At 72.9% G+C, this 16,666-nt stretch carries 11 protein-coding genes; 4 read left to right on the top strand and 7 right to left on the bottom strand.

Going from position 1 to position 16,666, the window contains the following annotated elements:
* Window positions 1-407 precede the first annotated feature (407 nt).
* The 4 genes from KY49_RS15045 (at window position 408) to KY49_RS15030 (ending at window position 3,340) form a co-directional block, all read left to right on the top strand.
* On the top strand, window positions 408-1,109 hold the full coding sequence (locus tag KY49_RS15045; RefSeq protein ID WP_042585442.1) for an autoinducer binding domain-containing protein: 702 nt from the start codon (window positions 408-410) through the stop codon (window positions 1,107-1,109).
* 58 nt (window positions 1,110-1,167) lie between these two features.
* On the top strand, window positions 1,168-1,515 hold the full coding sequence (locus KY49_RS15040) for a GIY-YIG nuclease family protein (RefSeq protein ID WP_010098558.1): 348 nt from the start codon (window positions 1,168-1,170) through the stop codon (window positions 1,513-1,515).
* 98 nt (window positions 1,516-1,613) lie between these two features.
* The gene (locus KY49_RS15035; RefSeq protein WP_042585441.1) at window positions 1,614-2,441 is read left to right on the top strand and encodes a sugar phosphate isomerase/epimerase family protein; all 828 of its coding nucleotides are present in this window, start codon (window positions 1,614-1,616) and stop codon (window positions 2,439-2,441) included.
* Complete coding sequence (locus KY49_RS15030) at window positions 2,438-3,340, top strand: shikimate dehydrogenase (RefSeq protein ID WP_080403337.1); 903 nt, start codon at window positions 2,438-2,440, stop codon at window positions 3,338-3,340. Before KY49_RS15035 ends, KY49_RS15030 begins: the two co-directional genes overlap by 4 nt.
* A gap of 47 nt (window positions 3,341-3,387) precedes the next feature.
* On the opposite strand, the gene KY49_RS15025 is transcribed toward KY49_RS15030, so the two are convergent.
* From KY49_RS15025 to KY49_RS34540, 7 genes are all read right to left on the bottom strand, one after another.
* A complete protein-coding gene (locus KY49_RS15025) occupies window positions 3,388-4,401 on the bottom strand; it encodes an NADPH:quinone oxidoreductase family protein (protein ID WP_042585440.1) in 1,014 nt (337 codons plus the stop codon).
* Window positions 4,398-5,942, bottom strand: coding sequence for a condensation domain-containing protein (locus tag KY49_RS15020; protein ID WP_156162535.1), 1,545 nt, complete (start codon window positions 5,940-5,942; stop codon window positions 4,398-4,400). The genes KY49_RS15025 and KY49_RS15020 overlap by 4 nt, the downstream gene beginning before the upstream one ends.
* A gap of 14 nt (window positions 5,943-5,956) precedes the next feature.
* Entirely contained in the window at window positions 5,957-7,192 is a 1,236-nt protein-coding gene (locus KY49_RS15015) for a CaiB/BaiF CoA transferase family protein (protein ID WP_042585438.1), read from the bottom strand.
* A 51-nt stretch (window positions 7,193-7,243) separates the two neighbouring features.
* Window positions 7,244-8,101 (bottom strand): phosphopantetheine-binding protein, encoded by an 858-nt coding sequence (locus KY49_RS15010; RefSeq protein ID WP_042585437.1) that lies wholly within the window; start codon window positions 8,099-8,101, stop codon window positions 7,244-7,246.
* A gap of 63 nt (window positions 8,102-8,164) precedes the next feature.
* Window positions 8,165-9,274 carry an NADH:flavin oxidoreductase/NADH oxidase gene (locus KY49_RS15005; RefSeq protein ID WP_231636427.1) on the bottom strand — a complete coding sequence of 370 codons (1,110 nt, stop codon included), beginning with the start codon at window positions 9,272-9,274 and terminating at the stop codon, window positions 8,165-8,167.
* Window positions 9,275-9,290: 16 nt separating this feature from the next.
* Window positions 9,291-11,996: a beta-ketoacyl synthase N-terminal-like domain-containing protein gene (locus KY49_RS15000; protein WP_052495715.1), complete on the bottom strand. Its 2,706-nt coding sequence runs from the start codon at window positions 11,994-11,996 to the stop codon at window positions 9,291-9,293.
* The gene (locus KY49_RS34540) at window positions 11,948-16,648 is read right to left on the bottom strand and encodes a type I polyketide synthase (RefSeq protein ID WP_052495714.1); all 4,701 of its coding nucleotides are present in this window, start codon (window positions 16,646-16,648) and stop codon (window positions 11,948-11,950) included. Before KY49_RS34540 ends, KY49_RS15000 begins: the two co-directional genes overlap by 49 nt.
* Window positions 16,649-16,666 lie beyond the last annotated feature (18 nt).

Genomic DNA, 16,666 nt, shown 5'->3' with positions numbered 1-16,666 from the left:
GCCTTCGCGACAACGATGGCGTGTCGCCTCGAGCAGGTCCGACCATGAAGCCCAGGCAGATCGATCTCGCGACGAGGTCTTGAGAATCGATCTTCCCATTGATTAAAAATCCACAACTCTCACGGCAAAAGTTATGGATTCGTCAAATTTTATTTCGCAAAGCAATACCCGGCAAATTCGCACAGACGGAGCGACACGCTTTTCACGCTGCCTAATGAACGATTCGCACGATTCGCACGATTCCCGATGACGTCTGCCGTCGAAAGACATTGGCACGCCAGCACTCGCGTCTCCTTCAATCCATAGCGGTATAACCGATGCGTATTGATATGACCGAAGTCAAAGTCCGTCCAATTAGTTTTCCCGCCGCGCCGCCGCGTGATGGTAGTGCAAGTCCGACGCACTGGATGGAACAAATCCTGTTCGACCTGGAATCGACACGCTCCGAACACGATGCGTACGAGAAAATCGCGGCTGCGGTCAGGGAAGTCGGGTTCGAATACAGTGCGTATTACCTCCACACGCCCTGGCCGCTGTCGCGACCGAAAATCTACACGCTGACCAATTTCCCGGAAGCATGGCAGCAGCGCTATCACGCGGCGCGCTACGTCGATGTCGATCCGGTCATCCGGCACGCGCGCCAGTCGTACGCGCCGATCATCTGGAGCGACGCCGTGTTCGAGGAAACCCCGCATCTGTGGCAGGAGGCGCAGGCGCATGGCCTGCGCTACGGCTACTCGCTCGCGGCGGTGTCGAACTGCGGGGTTGCCGGAATGATGTCGATGGCGCGCTCGCACGGCCCCCTCACGCGCCGTGAACTCCAGCAGCAGGAGCTCAAGATGCGCTGGCTCGTGAACGCGGCGCATCTGGCGATCACGCGCGCGGTGCTGCCGAAGCTGTCGCCCGACAACGCCATCGAACTGACCGCGCGTGAGGTCGAGGTGCTGAAGTGGGTCGCCGACGGCAAGACCGCCAGCGAGATCTCGATGATCATGCTGATCTCCGTCTACACCGTGAATTTCCACGTGAAGAACGCGGTCACCAAGCTGAAGACCTCGAACACGACCGCGGCGGTCGCACGCGCCGCGATGCTCGGGCTGCTCGTCTGAGGCCGGGCGGCATCCGGCGCTCGAAAGCCTCCAACCATTTGAATCCGACACGAACACGATGGATCGCAAGCGAGAACTGAAACAGCAGTACAAGGACACGCCGCGCCTGATGGGCGTCTACCGCGTCGTCAACAAGACCACCGGGCGCTCGCTCGTGGAGGCCGGCCGCGACGTCAACGCACGCCTGAACCGGCACATGACGCAACTGCGCTTCGGCAATCACCCGAACAAGCAGTTGCAGGGCGACTGGAACCGCCTCGGCGCGGAGGCGTTCGGCTTCGAGCTGATCGAGGCGCTCAAGCCGCTCGACAAGCCCGACTACAACCCCGACGACGATCTCGAGATGCTGCTCGCGATGACGCTCGAACGCAGCGAGTTCGACAAGGAGCACCTCTACAACCGGTGAGGCCGCCGCCCGCCGACAGGCCCGTACCGGGCCGCCGCGCCGTTTCGCTCCCTGCGAAAGCCGCGCGCCTTCGTTCGTGCCAACCCACAAGGATGCCCATGGACTTGTCCCCGCCGGTTCCCCTCGCGCTCGCGCACCTGACGGCGCTCGACGTGCCGCCGCCCGAACTCGTCACGCTGGCCTCGGCCGCCGGCTATGCGGCGGTCGGCCTGCGGCTCTACCCGGCCTTCGCCGGCTCGCGGTTCTATTCGCTGCCGGCCGGCTCGGCCGCGATCCGCGAGGTGCGCCAGCGCCTCGACGACACGGGCCTGGCGGTCAACGACATCGAATTCATCGGAATCGGCGCCGAATTCGACGTCGCCGCGCTCGATCCGCTGCTCGATACGGGCGCCGAACTCGGCGCGCGGTGCCTGAGCGTGTGCGGCGACGATCCCGATCGCGCGCGGCTGACCGCGAACTTCGCGCGCCTGTGCGAGCGCGCCGCGCCGCTCGGCCTGCGCGTCGAGCTCGAATTCATGGCCTGGCGCGCGGTCGCCCGCTTCGACGACGCGTTCGAGGTCGTGTCGGCGGCGCGCCAGGCCAACGGCGGCGTGCTGATCGACGCGCTGCACGTGTGGCGCACCGGCGGCTCCGAGCGCGACATCGGCACGGCGCCGCCGTCGATGATCCGTACCGCGCAGCTCTGCGACGCGGCGGCCGAGCGGCCCGCGACGCCCGAGGCGCTGCTCGAGGAGGCGCGCGCCGGCCGGCTCGCGCCGGGCCGCGGCGCGCTGCCGCTCGCCGCGCTGCTGGCCGCGCTGCCCGACGACACCGCGCTGTCGCTCGAAGTGCCCACCGGCGGCCAGGTCCCGATCGAACGCCATGTGCGCGACGTGTTCGATGCGACCCAGGCGCTGATCGCGTCGCTCGCGACGGTGCAGTCATGACGGGCGCGCCGCTCGAAGCACTCGCACGCGGCCCGGCTGCCGCCGCCGACACCGGCATCGTCCGGCTCGGCCTGATCGGCGCCGGCATCGCCCAGTCGCGCTCCCCGGCGCTGCACGAGGGCGAGGCGGCGGCGCACGGGCTGCCCTGCCGCTACGAACTGCTCGACCTCGACCGGCTCGGGATCGGCGTCGACGCGCTCGACGGCCTGCTGCGGCGGCTCGAACGCGAAGGCTGGGCGGGCGTGAACGTCACGCTGCCGTGCAAGCAGGCGGTGATCCCGCTGCTCGACGAAGTCGCCCCCGAGGCGGCGGCGATCGGCGCGGTCAACACGGTCCGCTTCGCGGCCGGCCGGCGCATCGGCTACAACACCGACGCCTACGGCTTCGGCGAAGGGTTTCGCACCGGCCTGCCCGACGCGCGGCGCGCGCGTGTGGTGCAGTTCGGCGCGGGCGGCGCCGGCGCGGCCACCGCGTTCGCGCTGCTCGACCTCGGCGTGTCGCACCTGACGCTCGTCGACGACGTGGCGGCCCGTGCAGCCGCGCTCGCGGCGAACCTCGGCCGGCATTTCCCCGGCCGCACCGTCGAGGCGCTTGCCGACGCCGATCACGCGCTCGGCGCGGCCGACGGCGTGGTCAACGCAACGCCGGTCGGCACCGCGCGCCATCCCGGCTCGGCGGTGCCGCTCGCCGCGCTGCGCGCGGGCCTCTGGGTGGCCGACGTGATCTACGCGCCGGCCGAAACGGCCCTGCTGCGCACCGCGCGCGCGCTCGGCTGCGAAACGCTCGACGGCACGCGGATGCTGGTGGCGCAGGCCGCGCGCGCATTCGAGCTGTTCACGGGGCGCCGCGCCGACGTCGCGCGGATGCAGCGGCGTTTTCGCGAGCTGCCGGCGCCCTGAAGGCGCAGAGACGCCGGGCCCGCGCGGCGCTGGCCCGGCACCCCCCGTCAGGCCAGCGCCGCCGAGCAGCGGACCACCACCTTGCCCAGCGCCCGGCGCTCGGCCAGCACGGCCAGCGCGTCGGGCGCCCGTTCGAGCGGAAAGCGCGCCGAGATGAACGGCCGGATCAGCCCGCGCTCGTAGAGCCCCATCAGCTCGCCGACGTTGCGCCGGTTCGCCTGCGCGTCGCCGCTCGCGAACGAGCCCCACAGCACGCCGATCATCTGGCCGGCCTTCAGCAGCACCAGGTTCAGCGGAATCCGCGGAATCCCGGCCGTGAAGCCGATCACGAGATACCGGCCGCGAAACGCGAGCGCGCGCAGCGCGGCTTCGGCGTAGTCGCCGCCCACCGGATCGCAGACGACGTTCGCGCCCTGCGGCCCGCAGGCCGCGCGCAGCGCGTCCTTGAACGCCTTCGCGGCCGCCAGGTCGAGCGGGCCGGCCGGACAGACGACGCCGGCATCGGCGCCGCGGCTCAGCGCGAGATCCACCTTCCGCTGCGACGACGCCACCGCCACCACGCGCGCGCCCATCGCCTTGCCGAGCTCGACGCTCGCCAGCCCGATGCCGCCCGCGGCGCCGAGCACCAGCAGCGTCTCGCCGGCGGCGAGCCGCGCGGCGTCCTTGAGCGCATGCATCATCGTCGCGTAGGTCAGGAGCAGCGCCGACGCGTCGTCGAACGACATCGCGGCCGGCAGCACGAAGCAGTCGCCGGCCGGCAGCGTGACCTTCTCGGCCAGCCCGCCGCGGTTGCCCGTCGCGCCGAACACGCGGTCGCCCACCCGCAAGCCGCCGACGCCGTCGCCCACCGCGTCCACCACGCCGGCCACCTCCGAGCCCGGCGCGAACGGCCGCTCGGGCCGGTCCTGGTAGCGATCGTGGATCACCAGCAGATCGGGATGGTTGAGCGCGCACGACACGATGCGCACGCGCACCTCGCCGGCTGCCGGCGTCGGCTCGGGCACCTCGTGCAGCGCGAGCGTTTCAGGGCCGCCCGGGGCGGTGCTCAGGATTGCTTTCATGAAGTCTCCATTGTCAGGGGAACCGCCGCCGGCGCGGCGGGCTGCAGCAGGAAGCGGTCGAGCGCATCGAACAGCGCGTCGATCAGCGCGGCCTGCTCGGCGGCCGTCAGCAGCGTGTCGTTCAGCTCCAGCGAGCCTTCCAGCGCGTGGCCGTAGTCGATCAGCCGCAGGTAGACGGACGGCAGCGGGATCGGCCAGGGCTCGCCCGCCGTGCGCGCGAGCGGCGGCGGCCAGGGCGGATCGGCCGTGTCGTCGGCCGGCGCGCCGGCGCCGGGAATCCGCACCGAGAACATGTTGATGGTCGCCGCGATGCCGCGCGGGTCCTCGATGCCGCTGCCGCCCGCGTGCAGCGGATGCCGCATCAGCGTCGGCACGCGCAGCATCATCGCGCTGTGCGATTCGATCTCGGTGGCCTTCAGGATCGACACGAAATCGGCGCCGGCGGGCGCGTCGATCTCGATCACGTCGCTGCAGACCAGGTAGCCGACGATGTGCGCCAGCTCCGGCGACGTGCGCAGGTCGCCGACGCAGCGCACCGGAACGCGCTCGCTGCCGGACCAGCGCGCAAGCGCGATGCCGAACGCGGTCACCAGCGCGCTGAACAGCGAGGTCCGCAGGCGTGTGGCGGCCGCCTGGATGCGGCGCAGCTGCGCGGCCGGAATCACGAACTTGTAGTCGACCTTGGTGCCCGGCTGCCATGCGAGCGAGCGGCCCGTGACCGGCCCGGCCAGCTCGGGCAGCTCGCGAAAGCGCCGCGCCCAGTAGTCGATCAGCGGCTTGCGCGCGGCGTCGGCCATCCACTCGCGCTCCCAGGCCGCGTAGTCGATGAACTGCGCGGCGCTCGGCAGCGCGCGCGGCGGATCGGCGAGCCGCGCGTCGAGTTCGGACAGGATCAGCAGCAGCGAGGCCGCGTCGACGATGATGTGATGGAACACGCAGAGCACGAGGCTCACGTCGGGCGCGAGCGAGACGATCCGCGCACGCAGCAGCCACGGGCCGTCGAGCGGCAACTGGCGCGACGCGTACTCGGCCGCCTGCGCCTTCAGCTCGGCCTCGAGTTCGGCGGGCGGGCGCGAGCCGTCGGCCTCGGCGAATTCGATCGGCAAAGCGTCGGCGTCGTTCAGCGTGAGGACCAGCCGGCCGTCCTCCTCGTGAAACGACGAACGCAGCGTGTGATGGCGCGCGACGATGCCGCGCAGCGCGTCGGCCACGCGCGCCGCCGGCACGCCCTGGAACAGCTTGACGAGCGGCAGCCGCTCCTGGTCCAGCTGGCGCGGCGGCAGGCCGTACCAGTGCCACCAGAGCTCCTGGAGCAGCGAGGGCCGCAGCGTGGCCGACGGCGCGATCGACACCGGGTCGAGCCGGCGCGCGGCCTTCGCGGCCAGATAGGCGACGATCGCGTCGCGGCGCGCCGACAGCGCCGCGCGATCGTCGGCGGTGAGCGCGCCCTTGGGCGCGCGGAACGACAGCTCGCCGTCGACCAGCGTGAGCGCGATGCCGCGCGCCTGCAGGTCCGACAGCAGCGCGGGAAGCGTGGTCATGGGCCGCTCCGCGCTCATAGGGTCGCCGCCGCGGGCACCGGCGTGCGCGCGAACAGCACGCCGTCGCGCTCCATCCTGTCGATCTCGTCGTCGTCGTAACCGAGTTCGGCGGCGATCTCGCGGTTGTGCTCGCCGAGCATCGGCGCGACGCGCATGGTCGGCGCGTCGATGCCGGAGAACCGGAACGGCACGTTCGGCAGCCGGATCGTGCCGAGCACCGGATGCGCTTGCTCGATCAGCATGCCGCGCGCGTGGATCTGCGGATCGGCGAGCACCTGGTCGATGCGCTGGACCGGCGCGGCCGGCACGCCCGCCTCGTCGAGCGCGGCCAGGCACGCTTGCGCGGTGCGCCCGCGCGTCCAGGCCTGCACCAGCTCGACGGCCTCGCGGCCGTGTGCGTTGCGGCTCGCCGCGTCGAGGAAGCGCGGGTCGTCCGCGAGCCCCGCGCCGCCGATCAGGCGCGCGAGCCGCCGCCATGCGTCGTCGACCTGCGCGGCAATCACCACGCTGCCGTCCCGGGTCGCGAACACGCCGTAGACGGTCGATTGCGGCAGGTAGTGGCCGCTGCGCGTCATGCGCTCCTCGCCGCCGCTCAGCGTGTGGCACTGCACCGCGTAGTCGTGCATCGCCACCATGCAGTCGTAGAGCGCGAGATCGACGTGCTGGCCGCGCCCCGTCGCATGCCGGCCCAGCAGCGCCGCGCAGACGGCCGCGACGCCGTGCGCGCCCGCATACATGTCGGCCACCGGCATCCGGAACAGCGGCGGCGTCTCGTCGGGATTGCCGATCAGGTCCATCGCGCCGCTCATCGCCTCGGCGATCAGGCCGAAGCCGGCCTGCTGCGAGCGCGGCCCGGTCTGGCCGTAGGCCGACACCGAGCAGTAGACGAGCCCCGGATTCGACGCCGCGCACGCGTCGTAGCCGAGCCCGAGCTTCGCGAGCGCGCCGGGCCGGTAGTTCTCGACCAGCACGTCGGCCTCGCCGATCAGCCTCTTCATCAACGCGAGCCCGCGCGGGTCCTTCACGTCGACGCACAGGCCCTTCTTGCCCATGTTCTGCTGCAGGAAATAGCCGCTCTCGCCGTTGATGAAGTACGGATGCGCGCGGCCCGCGTCGCCGCTGGTCGGCCGCTCCACCTTGATCACGTCGGCGCCGAGCGCGGCGAGACAGCGCGACACGTACGGCCCCGCCAGGAAGTGCGTGTAGTCGACCACGCGGATGCCCTTCAGCGGTTGAGGTTGGGTTGACATGGGGTCTCCATCGATATCAGGGTGCGGGTTGCTTTGAATTCACCTGGGGAATCAGCGGATGAAACCTTCTTCGTACTCCGTTGCATCGTCGTCGCCGGCCGACGGCGCGAGCGCCGCGAGCCGCACGATCGTCTCGCTCATGCGCGCGATGGTGGGCGCCTCGTACAGGTAGCGCAGCGGCAGGTCGATGCCGTGCCGCTCGCGCACCTGCGCGAGCATGCGCAGGCCCAGCTGCGAATCGCCGCCCAGCGCGAAGAAATCCTGGTGCCGGCCGATCGACGGCAGGTCGAACAGCGCCTGCCAGATCGCCGCGAGCCCCGGCTCGATGCCGGCCGCCGGCGCATCGCCCGCGCACGGCGGCGCGCCGGATTCGGGCGGCGCCTCGTCGAGCCACGCGAGGCGGCGCGGCGGCGGCCCGTCGCGCAGCGCGTCCCAGTCGAGCCGGCCGCCGCGCACCCAGATCAGCGCGACGTTTTCGAGGTCGCGCGAGGCCCACAGCACGCGCGCCATCGTTTGGGCGGCGGCGCCCGCCAGCAGCCGCGCGGCGCCTGCGTCGGCGGCCACGTCGCCGCGCAGGATCGTCACCAGTTCGCCGTGACGGCCCGCCGTCACGCTGCGCGGCACGATCGCGTCGGCCTCGTCGCGTGCCCGCAGGTAGTGTTCGAGGCCGGCCGCGAGATCGTCGAGGCGCCGCACCACGAACGCGGCGCGGCAGGTGGACGCGTCGCGGCACGATTTCAGTGTGTAGGCGAGATCGGCCAGCGTGAACGGCTCGGCGGGCGCGCCGTTCGCGAACGCGCGCAGCTGGCCGAGCAGTTGCCACGCGGCGCCGCGCAGCGCGTCGACGCCCGGCGCCGACAGCACGATGATTTCCGCCGTCTCGGCGGCTTGCAGGATATCGATGGACATGGCGTCGTCAGGTTCGGTTGGAACGATCGGAAGATGGGGGGAACGCGCCGCGGCGCGGCGGCGTCACCATGCGCGCAGGTATTGCTCGGGCACCTCGATCGGCACGCCGAGTTCGGCCGCCGCGCGGCGCGGGAAATACGGATCGCGCATCGATTCGCGCGCGACCAGCACCACGTCGGCGTCGCCGCGCTCGATGATGTCGGCGCCCTGCCTGCCCGACGTGATCATCCCGACGGCGCCCGTCGCGATGCCAGCGTCGCGGCGGATCCGCGCGGCGAACGGCACCTGGTAGTCGGGGCCGACAGGGATCGTCGCGCCGGCGATGTTGCCGCCCGACGACGCGTCGATCATGTCGACGCCGTCGCCGCGCAGCCAGCCGCACAGCTCGACGCATTCGTCGATGTCCCAGCCGCCCGGCGTCCAGTCCGTCGACGACAGGCGCACCACCAGCGGCCGGGGCCGCGGCCACTGCTCGCGCACCGCCGCCACCACCAGGCGCAGCAGCCGCGCGCGATTTTCGAGCGCGCCGCCGTAGCGGTCGGTGCGCAGGTTCGACAGCGGCGACAGGAATTCATGGAACAGGTAGCCGTGCGCGGCGTGGATCTCGATCACGTCGAACCCGGCCTCGAGCGCACGGCGCGCGGCGGCCGCGTAATCGGCGACCACCTTGCGGATGCCGGCCTCGTCGATCTCGGCCGGCACGCCGTAGCCGACGTCGAACGGCAGCGCGCTCGGCGCGAGCGGCCGCCAGCCGCGCGTGTCGGCCGGCAGCGGCCTGCCGCCCAGCCAGGGCAGGTCGGTGCTGGCCTTGCGCCCGGCGTGCGCGAGCTGGACGCCGATGGCGACGCCGCGCGCGCGAACGAACGCGACGATGCGCGCCCACGCGTCGCGCTGCGCGTCGTTCCACATGCCCGTGCAGCCGAACGTGATGCGGCCTTCGGGCGACACCGCGGTGGCCTCGGTGTACACGAGGCCCGCGCCGCCGACGGCGCGGCTGCCCAGATGCACCAGGTGCCAGTCGTCGGGAACGCCGTCGCGCGCCGAGTACACGCAGATCGGCGAGATCGCGATGCGGTTGCGCAACGTGACGTTGCCCAGTTGGTACGGTGAGAACAGCGACATGGTCGAAGTACGGTTGGACAGGTTGAAGGAATGGGTGGTCAGGGCGCGCATCGGGTCGGACTCAGGCTCAGGCGCGGCCGTCGACGACGTCCGGCTCGCGCGCCGCGTCCGCGCCGGCCGGCAGGCCGCCCGCGTCCGCCTCGCCGGGCGCCTCGCCCTCACCGCCGGACAGCCAGTAGCGCGCGCGCTCGAACGGATAGGTCGGCAGCACGATGCGGCGCGCCGGCCGGCCCTCGCGCAACGCGAGCCACGGCACGTTGCCGCCCTGCACCCAGTGCAGCATCAGCCCCTCCAGGTTGCGTTCGGCCGCGAGCGCCTGCGCCATCGCGTCACCGGCGGCGCCCGACAGCAGGTTGCGCATCTCGAGCTGGTCCTGCACGTTGCCGTGATACATCGCGAGGTCCGCCGCGCCGGCCGGCATGCCGAGGAAACGCTGCAGCCCGTCGCGCAGTGCGTCGAGGCCGTCGACCAGCAGCGCGAGCCGGCAGTCCATCGCCTCGCGCCCGGTCTGCAGCGTGTGCGCGAGATTCGCGAGTGACGGCGCGCGGCCGCGATCGGCGAGCGCCGCCGCCGGGTCGCCTGCGCCATCCTTCGCGTCGTCCCGCGTCGCGAGCCACGCCAGCAGGCGGCGCGCCACTTCGGCCAGTTGCGCCGGCGTGCGCGCCGACAGCACGACGATCTCGGCCTGCGGCGCCGTCGCCCCGGCAGCCGGCGCCGGCGCCGGCTCCGCCGCGACCGGCTCGAACGCCTCGACGATCAGGTGCGCGTTCGCGCCGCTCGCGCCGAACGAGCTGACCGTCGCGCGACGCGGCCGCGCCGGATCGGACGGCCATGCCGCCTGTCGCGCGAGCAGCCGGAACGGCGTGCGCGACAGATCGACGTTCGGATTGAGCGGCTCGGTCTTGATCGACGGCACGAGCGTCTCGTGCTGCATCTGCAGGATCACCTTGGTGAGCTGCGCGATGCCCGACGCCGCCTCCGGGTGGCCGATGTTCGATTTCACGGTGCCGATCGGGAGCGTGCGCCCGTCGCGCGCGGCGCCGTCGAACACGCGCGCGAGCGCCTTCAGCTCGACCGCGTCGCCGAGGCTCGTGCCGTTGGCGGCCGCCTCGACGTAGCCGATCGAATCGGGCGAGATGCCGGCCTTGCGGAAGCTGGCCTCCATCAGTTCGACCTGGGCGTTCGCGTTCGGCGCGTAGTAGCCGCTCGAACGGCCGCCGTGGTTCACCGACGAGGCCTTGATCACCGCGAGGACCCGGTCGTCGTCGGCCAGCGCGCGCGCGAGCGGCTTGAGCAGCACGGCGCCCACGCCCTCGGCCGGCAGGTAGCCGTCGCCGTCGCTGAAGCTGCGGCTGTCGGCGTGGCTGCCGACGATCTGCGCCTGGCTCAGCCCGACGTACTTGCGCGGATGCAGCGAGAGGTTCACGCCGCCCGCGATCGCCAGCGCGCAGTCGCCGTCGAGCAGGCTGCGGCACGCGTAATGGACCGCCGTCAGCGACGACGAGCACATCGTGTCGAGCGCGACGCTCGGCCCGCGCAGGTTGAAGAAGTACGAGGTGCGATGCGCGATCGCGTTGTACGAGGACAGCGCGGTGGCGGTGCGCTCGCCCTCGTCGGCCGCGCACGCGCCATAGAGCTGGTACATCGCGCCGACGAACACGCCCACCTGCGCGCCGTACGCCTGCTGCATGCGCTCGCGCGTCTCGCCCGCCTCCTCGAGCAGGTTCCAGACCGTCTCGAGGAACAGCCGCTCCTTCGGATCGAGATAGGCCGCCATCCTCGGCGAGATGCTGAAGAACGCCGGATCGAACGCGTCCACGCCGTCGATGAACCCGCCCCACGCGCTGTAGCTCTTGCCGGGCACGTTGCGGCGCCGGTCGAAACAGGCGTCGTGGTTCCAGCGATCGGGCGGGATCGCGGTGATCGCGTCGTGGCCGTCGCGCAGGTTGTCCCAGAACGCGCGCAGGTCGGCGGCGCCGGGATAGCGGCCCGCCACGCCGATGATGGCGATGTCGTCGGGGCCCGCGCCGGCGGGCAGCGCCTGGCCGGCGGCGCGGTGCGGTTCGGCCGGGGGCGCGGCGTGTGCGGCGGGCGATGCCGCAGTCGCCGCAGTCGCCGCAGTCGCCGCTGTCGCTGAGGTTGCCGAGGTTGCCGAGGTTGCCGAGGTTGCCGAGGTTGCCGAGGTTGCCGCCGCCGCAGCCGGCACGGAAGCCGCCCGGGGCGCCGCCGCGCCCGCCGGCGGCGCGCCCACGCGTTCGGCCAGGAAGCCCGCGAGCGCATCGATCGTCGGATAGTCGTGCAGCACCGTGGTCGACAGGCTGCAAGCAAGATCCTTTTCGAGCTGCATGCGCAGGTCGATGCTCAGCAGCGAATCGAGGCCGAGATCGAACAGGCTCGCGCGGTCGTCGAGCGCGTCGGAGTGGTTCAGCAGCTTGCGGATCGCGTCGTCGAGGTGGCGCTTGAGCCGCGCCGCGCGCGCCGTGACGTCGAGGGCCGCGAGGCCCGCCAGCAGCGCCGTGCCGCTTGCGCCGCCGGGCCGGCGTTCGGCGCGCGCGACCACCGCGTCGCGCGCGTCGGCATCGACGAGCTCCGCGAGCAGCGGGCGCAGCAACGGCATGCGGTCCTGGCCGGCCAGCGCGGCGATCCGCATCGGGATCAGCGCGACATCGCCGTCGCGGTGCGCGAACTGGCGCGCGATCACTTCGGCGCCCTGCTCCTGCGGGATCAGGCCGATCGCCGCGTCGGCCCGCGCATCGGCACGCCCGGCGGCCATCCCGCCCCCGCCCAGCCGGCCCAGCCGATCGCGAGGCCCGCCTGCCCGAGGCCGCGCCGGTACGCGGCAAAGCTGTCGAGGAACGCGTTCGCCGCCGCGTAGTTGGTCTGCCCCGGGTTGCCGAGCAGCGCGGCGGCCGACGAATAGAGCACGAAGAAGTCGAGCGCGCGGCCGCGCAGCGCGTGATGGAGATTGAGCGTGCCGTGCACCTTGGCGCCGAACACCGCGAGATAGCGCTCCCAGCTCTGTTCGCTGAGCACGCCGTCGGCGAGGCCGCCCGCCGAGTGGACGACGCCCTTGAGCGGCGGCAGGTCGCGCAGGCACTCGGCAAGGCGCGGCGCGAACGCTGCGCGATCGCCCACGTCGGCGGCGAGCGGATGCAGCTGCACGCCCATCTCGCGCAACGCGGCGAGCGCGGGGTCGCCGTCGCCGCGCGCCGGATCGCGGCCCGCCAGCACCAGGTGCCGCGCGCCCTGCCGCGCCAGCGCCGCGGCCGTCTCGACGCCGAGCTGGCCGAAGCCGCCCGTGATCAGGTAGCAGGCCTCGGGATCGATGACGGGCGCCGGCGACGCCGGCAGCGTCGCGCGCCGCAGCCGCGCCACCAGCAGGCGGCCGTCGCGGATTGCGTACTGCGCCTCGTCGCCGTCCGCGTGGATCGCCTGCACCAGCAGCGCGGCGTCGGCGCGGCCGTCGCGGCAATCCGGATCGAGGTCGACGAGGCGCGCCGGGCGGCGCTGCTCGTTGACGAAGCTGCCGACCAGCCCCCAGACGAGCGCGGCCAGCGGCGCGCTCACGCGCGTCTCGCCGGCCGGCTGGCTGCCGCGCGTGACGAAATGCAGCGCGAGGTCGCGCCGGCCCGGCGCGAGCGCGGCCTGGCAGAGCCAGAGCGGCAGGCGCGCGCAATCGCCGAGCGACGCGCCGAGCGATGCATCGAGCCCCTCGCCGGCCGCCTCGGGATCGAAGCCGTCGAGCGACCAGCCGTAGATCACGCCGTCGAGGCCGCCGTCGGCCGCGACGCGATCGAGCAGCGCGCCGAAGCCGTCGGCATCGGCGGGCGCCGCCTCGCGGCCGAGCACCGACACGCGATGGCCGCGCGCGGCCAGCATCGTCGCGAGCGCCGCGCAGGCCGCGCCGCCGTCGGTGAGCAGCAGCCAGTGGCGCGCGACATGCGCGGCCGGGGTGGCCGGGGTGACGGCGACGGCCGGCACCCAGTGCTTCGCATAGAGCCAGTCCGCCCAGGTCTCGGCCGGGCGCGCGACGGCGCCCGTGTAGCGCGTCGTCTCGAAACGGTCGATGCGCATCACCGGCTCGCCCTGCATGTCGGCGATCGTCAGCGTCGCGTGCCGGGTGGATCGCCCGGCGCCGTCGGAATGCACGTCGACGCGGCACCAGATCAGCTCCGGCAGCGGCCGGTACAGATGAATCCCGCGCATCGCGGCCGGGATCAGCAGCTCGCCGTCGGCATCGGGCGGCGCCGCCGCCGAAATCGCCTGCAGGCACGCGTCAAGCAGGATCGGATGGGCGCTGTAGCCGTCGAGCGACTGGTCGACGCCGGGCGGCAGCGCGATCTTCGCGAGCGCGCCGCCCGCGCCGCGCGACAACTCGAAGATGCCCTGGAAGTCGGCTTCGTACTCGAGCCCCACCTGCGCGATCTCGTGATAGTGGCGCCGCACCGGCACCGTCTCGACGCACGCGGCGCGCCAGACGGCCGGATCGGCGGCGGGCGGCGCGGCTGCCTCGTCGGGCCCGATGCGCGCCCGCGCGTAGAGGGTCCAGCCCGGCGCGCCGCGCGGCCGGCCGTGCAGCTCCACGCGCCCTTCGGCGGGCCGCAGGTGGCAATAGAGGTCGAGCGGCTCGTCGCCGAGCACGCAGCGGTTCGGCAGCTGCAGCTCGTCGATGAGGAGCGGCCGGCCGGGCCAGCACGCGCGGCCGGCCGTCGCGATCAGGTCGAGCTGCGCGCTGGCCGGCAGCACGATCTCGCCGAGGATGCGGTGCGCGGCCAGGTACGGCAGCGCCGCGAGCGACACTTCGCCCGAGAAATTGCGCGCGCCCGACGGACACGCGAACATCGAGCGCAGCACCGGGTGCGCGACCGGCTCGCCGGCCAGGCCGGTCGCGAGCGCCGGCATGCGCACGGCCGCCGCGCCGGCCGCGCGGCCGACGGTGGACGGCAGCGCCGCATCGAACGAATAGCCCCAGTCGGTCCACACGCGCTCGCGCTGGAACGGATAGCCGGGCTGGCTCTGGCGGCGCGGCGGCTGCTCCTCGAACACGCGCGCCCAGCGCACCGGCAGGCCCGCCATGTAGGCCTGCGCGAGGAAGCTTTCGAGCGGCCGGGCCGCGTCGCGATTGGTGCGGCCGTGCGTCCAGCGGAACAGGCGCGTGTCGGCCGCATCGCCGAGCCGCAACGCGAGGCCCGCGCCCAGCTCGACGACGATGCCGTCCGCGTCGTCGGGCCATGCTTCGTCCGCGAGCGGCGGCACGCTGCCGGCCGCCGGGCCGCCGTCGCGCTGCCAGAGCGCGGGCGCCTCGCCGTCGCCGAACGTGCTTGCGAACGCGCAGCGCGCGCGGCCCGCCTTCAGGCCGGCCGGCACCGCGCCGCCGGCCGCGAGCAGCAGCGCGGCATCCCAGTCGACGAGACCCGCGACCGCCGCCGCGAGATATTCGCCGGCGCCGTAGCCGCGCACGCGCGCCGGCTGCAGGCCGAGATGGATCAGCAGCTGCGCGAGCGCCCAGCGATGCACGGTATGCGGCAGCGTCGCGTTCGCCGTCGTGCCGCCGTCCTTGCTGTCCGCCACGCCGTCGCAGAGCCGGCGAAACGCGGCGGGCCCGTCCGGGAAATGCGCCCCGAGGCTGGCCCACGCGTGCTCGACGCGTTCGCGGTAGAAACCGCGCCGCGCATGGAGCGCCCGCGCGACGCCCCAGTCGACGTCGGCCGCGCCGCCGATCACCCACTCGGCCGCGCACGACTTCGGCACCGGCGCGCTCGGATCGCCGCCGGCAACGTCCAGGTACTCGCGCAGGCAGGCGCGCAGGTCGTCGGGCGTCTCGAAGGTCAGCGCGATCCGGCAGGCGCCGTCGCCGCGGCCCACCGCGGCCGTGTAGCAGAGCGCCGCCGGATCGGGCGCGGCATGGCGCGCGAGCGCGTCGTCGAGCCAGCCGAGGTAACGGCCCGCGTAATCGACGAGCGCGGCGCCCGATTGCGCGGCGAGCCGGAACAGCTGGAGCGGCGCCGAATCGGAGGCTCCCGCGGGCACACCCGCGGATGCGTGCGCGTCGGCGGCCGGCGCATAGGCCTCGACGATCAGGTGCGCGTTGGTGCCGCTGAAGCCGAACGAGCTGACGCCGGCCAGCGCGCGCCCGTCGGCCGGCATCGCGACGGCTTCGGCGGCGATGCGCAGCCGCTCGAAGTCGACGCGGATCTGCGGGTTGATCGTCTCGAAATGCAGGTTCTTCGGCACCACGCGATGGCGCACCACCTGGATCGCCTTGTGCAGGCCGCCGATGCCGGCCGCCGATTCCATGTGGCCGAGATTCGATTTCAGCGCGCCGACCACCAGCGGCGCGCGCGCGCCGGCTTCGTGCACGTAGCTGGCCTCGAGCGCGCGCAGCTCGATCGGATCGCCGAGCGAGGTGCCGGTGCCGTGGCATTCGACGAAGCCCACGTCGGCCGCCGCCACGCCCGCGTCGGCCAGCGCCGCCGCGATCACGCGCCGCTGCGCCTGGCCGCTCGGCGCGGTCAGGCCCTGCGTGCGGCCGTCGTGATTGACCGCCGAGCCGCGGATCAGCGCAAGGATGCGATCGCCGTCGCGTTCGGCGTCGGCGAGGCGCTTGAGCAGCACCAGGCCGCACCCCTCCGAGCGCACGTAGCCGTCCGCGCCCGCGTCGAAGGTGCGGCAGCGCCCGCTCGGCGAGAGCATCTGCGAACGGCACGCCACCACCGTGCCTTGCGGCGACAGGATCAGGTTCACGCCGCCCGCGAGCGCCGCGTCGCATTCGCCGCGCCGCAGCGCCTGCACGGCCAGGTGCACGCCGACCAGCGACGACGAGCAGGCCGTGTCGAGCGCGAGCGTCGGCCCTTCCAGCCCGAACGTGTAGGCCAGGCGTCCCGCCGCGCAGCTCTTGGCGATGCCCGAGCCGATGTAGAGGCTGGCGGCCTCGAGCGGCCCCTGAAGCTGGCCGTAGTCGTCGTTCATGATCCCGACGTAGACGCCGGTGCGGCTGCCGGAGAACGTCTCCACCGCGTAGCCGGCGTCCTCGAACGCCTCCCACGCCACTTCCATCAGCAGCCGGTGCTGCGGATCGATGTGGATCGCCTCGTCGCGCTTGAGCCCGAAATGCGCGGGATCGAATTGGTCGATCGCGTCGAGCAGCCCCATCGCGTCGCTGTAGATGCCGCCGGGCCGATGCGGATCGTCGCTGAGAAAGCGCTGCATCGGCCAGCGCTCGGCGCGCATCGTGCCGATGCCGTCGCGGCCCGCTTCGAGCGCGGTCCAAAGCTGGTCGAGCGAGCCGATCCCGCCCGGGTAGCGGCAGGCCGCGCCGACGATCGCGATCGGCTCGCGGCGCGCGTGTTCGAGCGCGTGGTTCGCGGCCTTCAGGCGCTTGATTTCGTTCAGGCTCTTCGCAAGGAGCTGCTGGATGTCTTGCATGTTCCGGATTCCTGGAGA

Source organism: Burkholderia sp. MSHR3999 (genome assembly GCF_000833595.1).
In the GTDB taxonomy this organism is placed as follows: domain Bacteria; phylum Pseudomonadota; class Gammaproteobacteria; order Burkholderiales; family Burkholderiaceae; genus Burkholderia; species Burkholderia ubonensis.
Note: the sequence above shows the minus strand (reverse complement) of the source record. Positions and strands in the feature narration are given on the sequence as shown.

Bases quoted from the DNA above. Each gene is read 5' to 3' on its own strand.
- KY49_RS15045 (WP_042585442.1), top strand. From the start codon at position 408: ATGGAACAAATCCTGTTCGACCTGGAATCGACACGCTCCGAACACGAT.
- KY49_RS15015 (WP_042585438.1), bottom strand. From the start codon at position 7,192: ATGTCAACCCAACCTCAACCGCTGAAGGGCATCCGCGTGGTCGACTAC.
- KY49_RS15020 (WP_156162535.1), bottom strand. From the start codon at position 5,942: ATGACCACGCTTCCCGCGCTGCTGTCGGACCTGCAGGCGCGCGGCATC.
- KY49_RS15000 (WP_052495715.1), bottom strand. From the start codon at position 11,996: ATGGCCGCCGGGCGTGCCGATGCGCGGGCCGACGCGGCGATCGGCCTG.
- KY49_RS15040 (WP_010098558.1), top strand. From the start codon at position 1,168: ATGGATCGCAAGCGAGAACTGAAACAGCAGTACAAGGACACGCCGCGC.
- KY49_RS15035 (WP_042585441.1), top strand. From the start codon at position 1,614: ATGGACTTGTCCCCGCCGGTTCCCCTCGCGCTCGCGCACCTGACGGCG.
- KY49_RS15010 (WP_042585437.1), bottom strand. From the start codon at position 8,101: ATGTCCATCGATATCCTGCAAGCCGCCGAGACGGCGGAAATCATCGTG.
- KY49_RS34540 (WP_052495714.1), bottom strand. From the start codon at position 16,648: ATGCAAGACATCCAGCAGCTCCTTGCGAAGAGCCTGAACGAAATCAAG.
- KY49_RS15030 (WP_080403337.1), top strand. From the start codon at position 2,438: ATGACGGGCGCGCCGCTCGAAGCACTCGCACGCGGCCCGGCTGCCGCC.
- KY49_RS15025 (WP_042585440.1), bottom strand. From the start codon at position 4,401: ATGAAAGCAATCCTGAGCACCGCCCCGGGCGGCCCTGAAACGCTCGCG.
- KY49_RS15005 (WP_231636427.1), bottom strand. From the start codon at position 9,274: ATGCGCGCCCTGACCACCCATTCCTTCAACCTGTCCAACCGTACTTCG.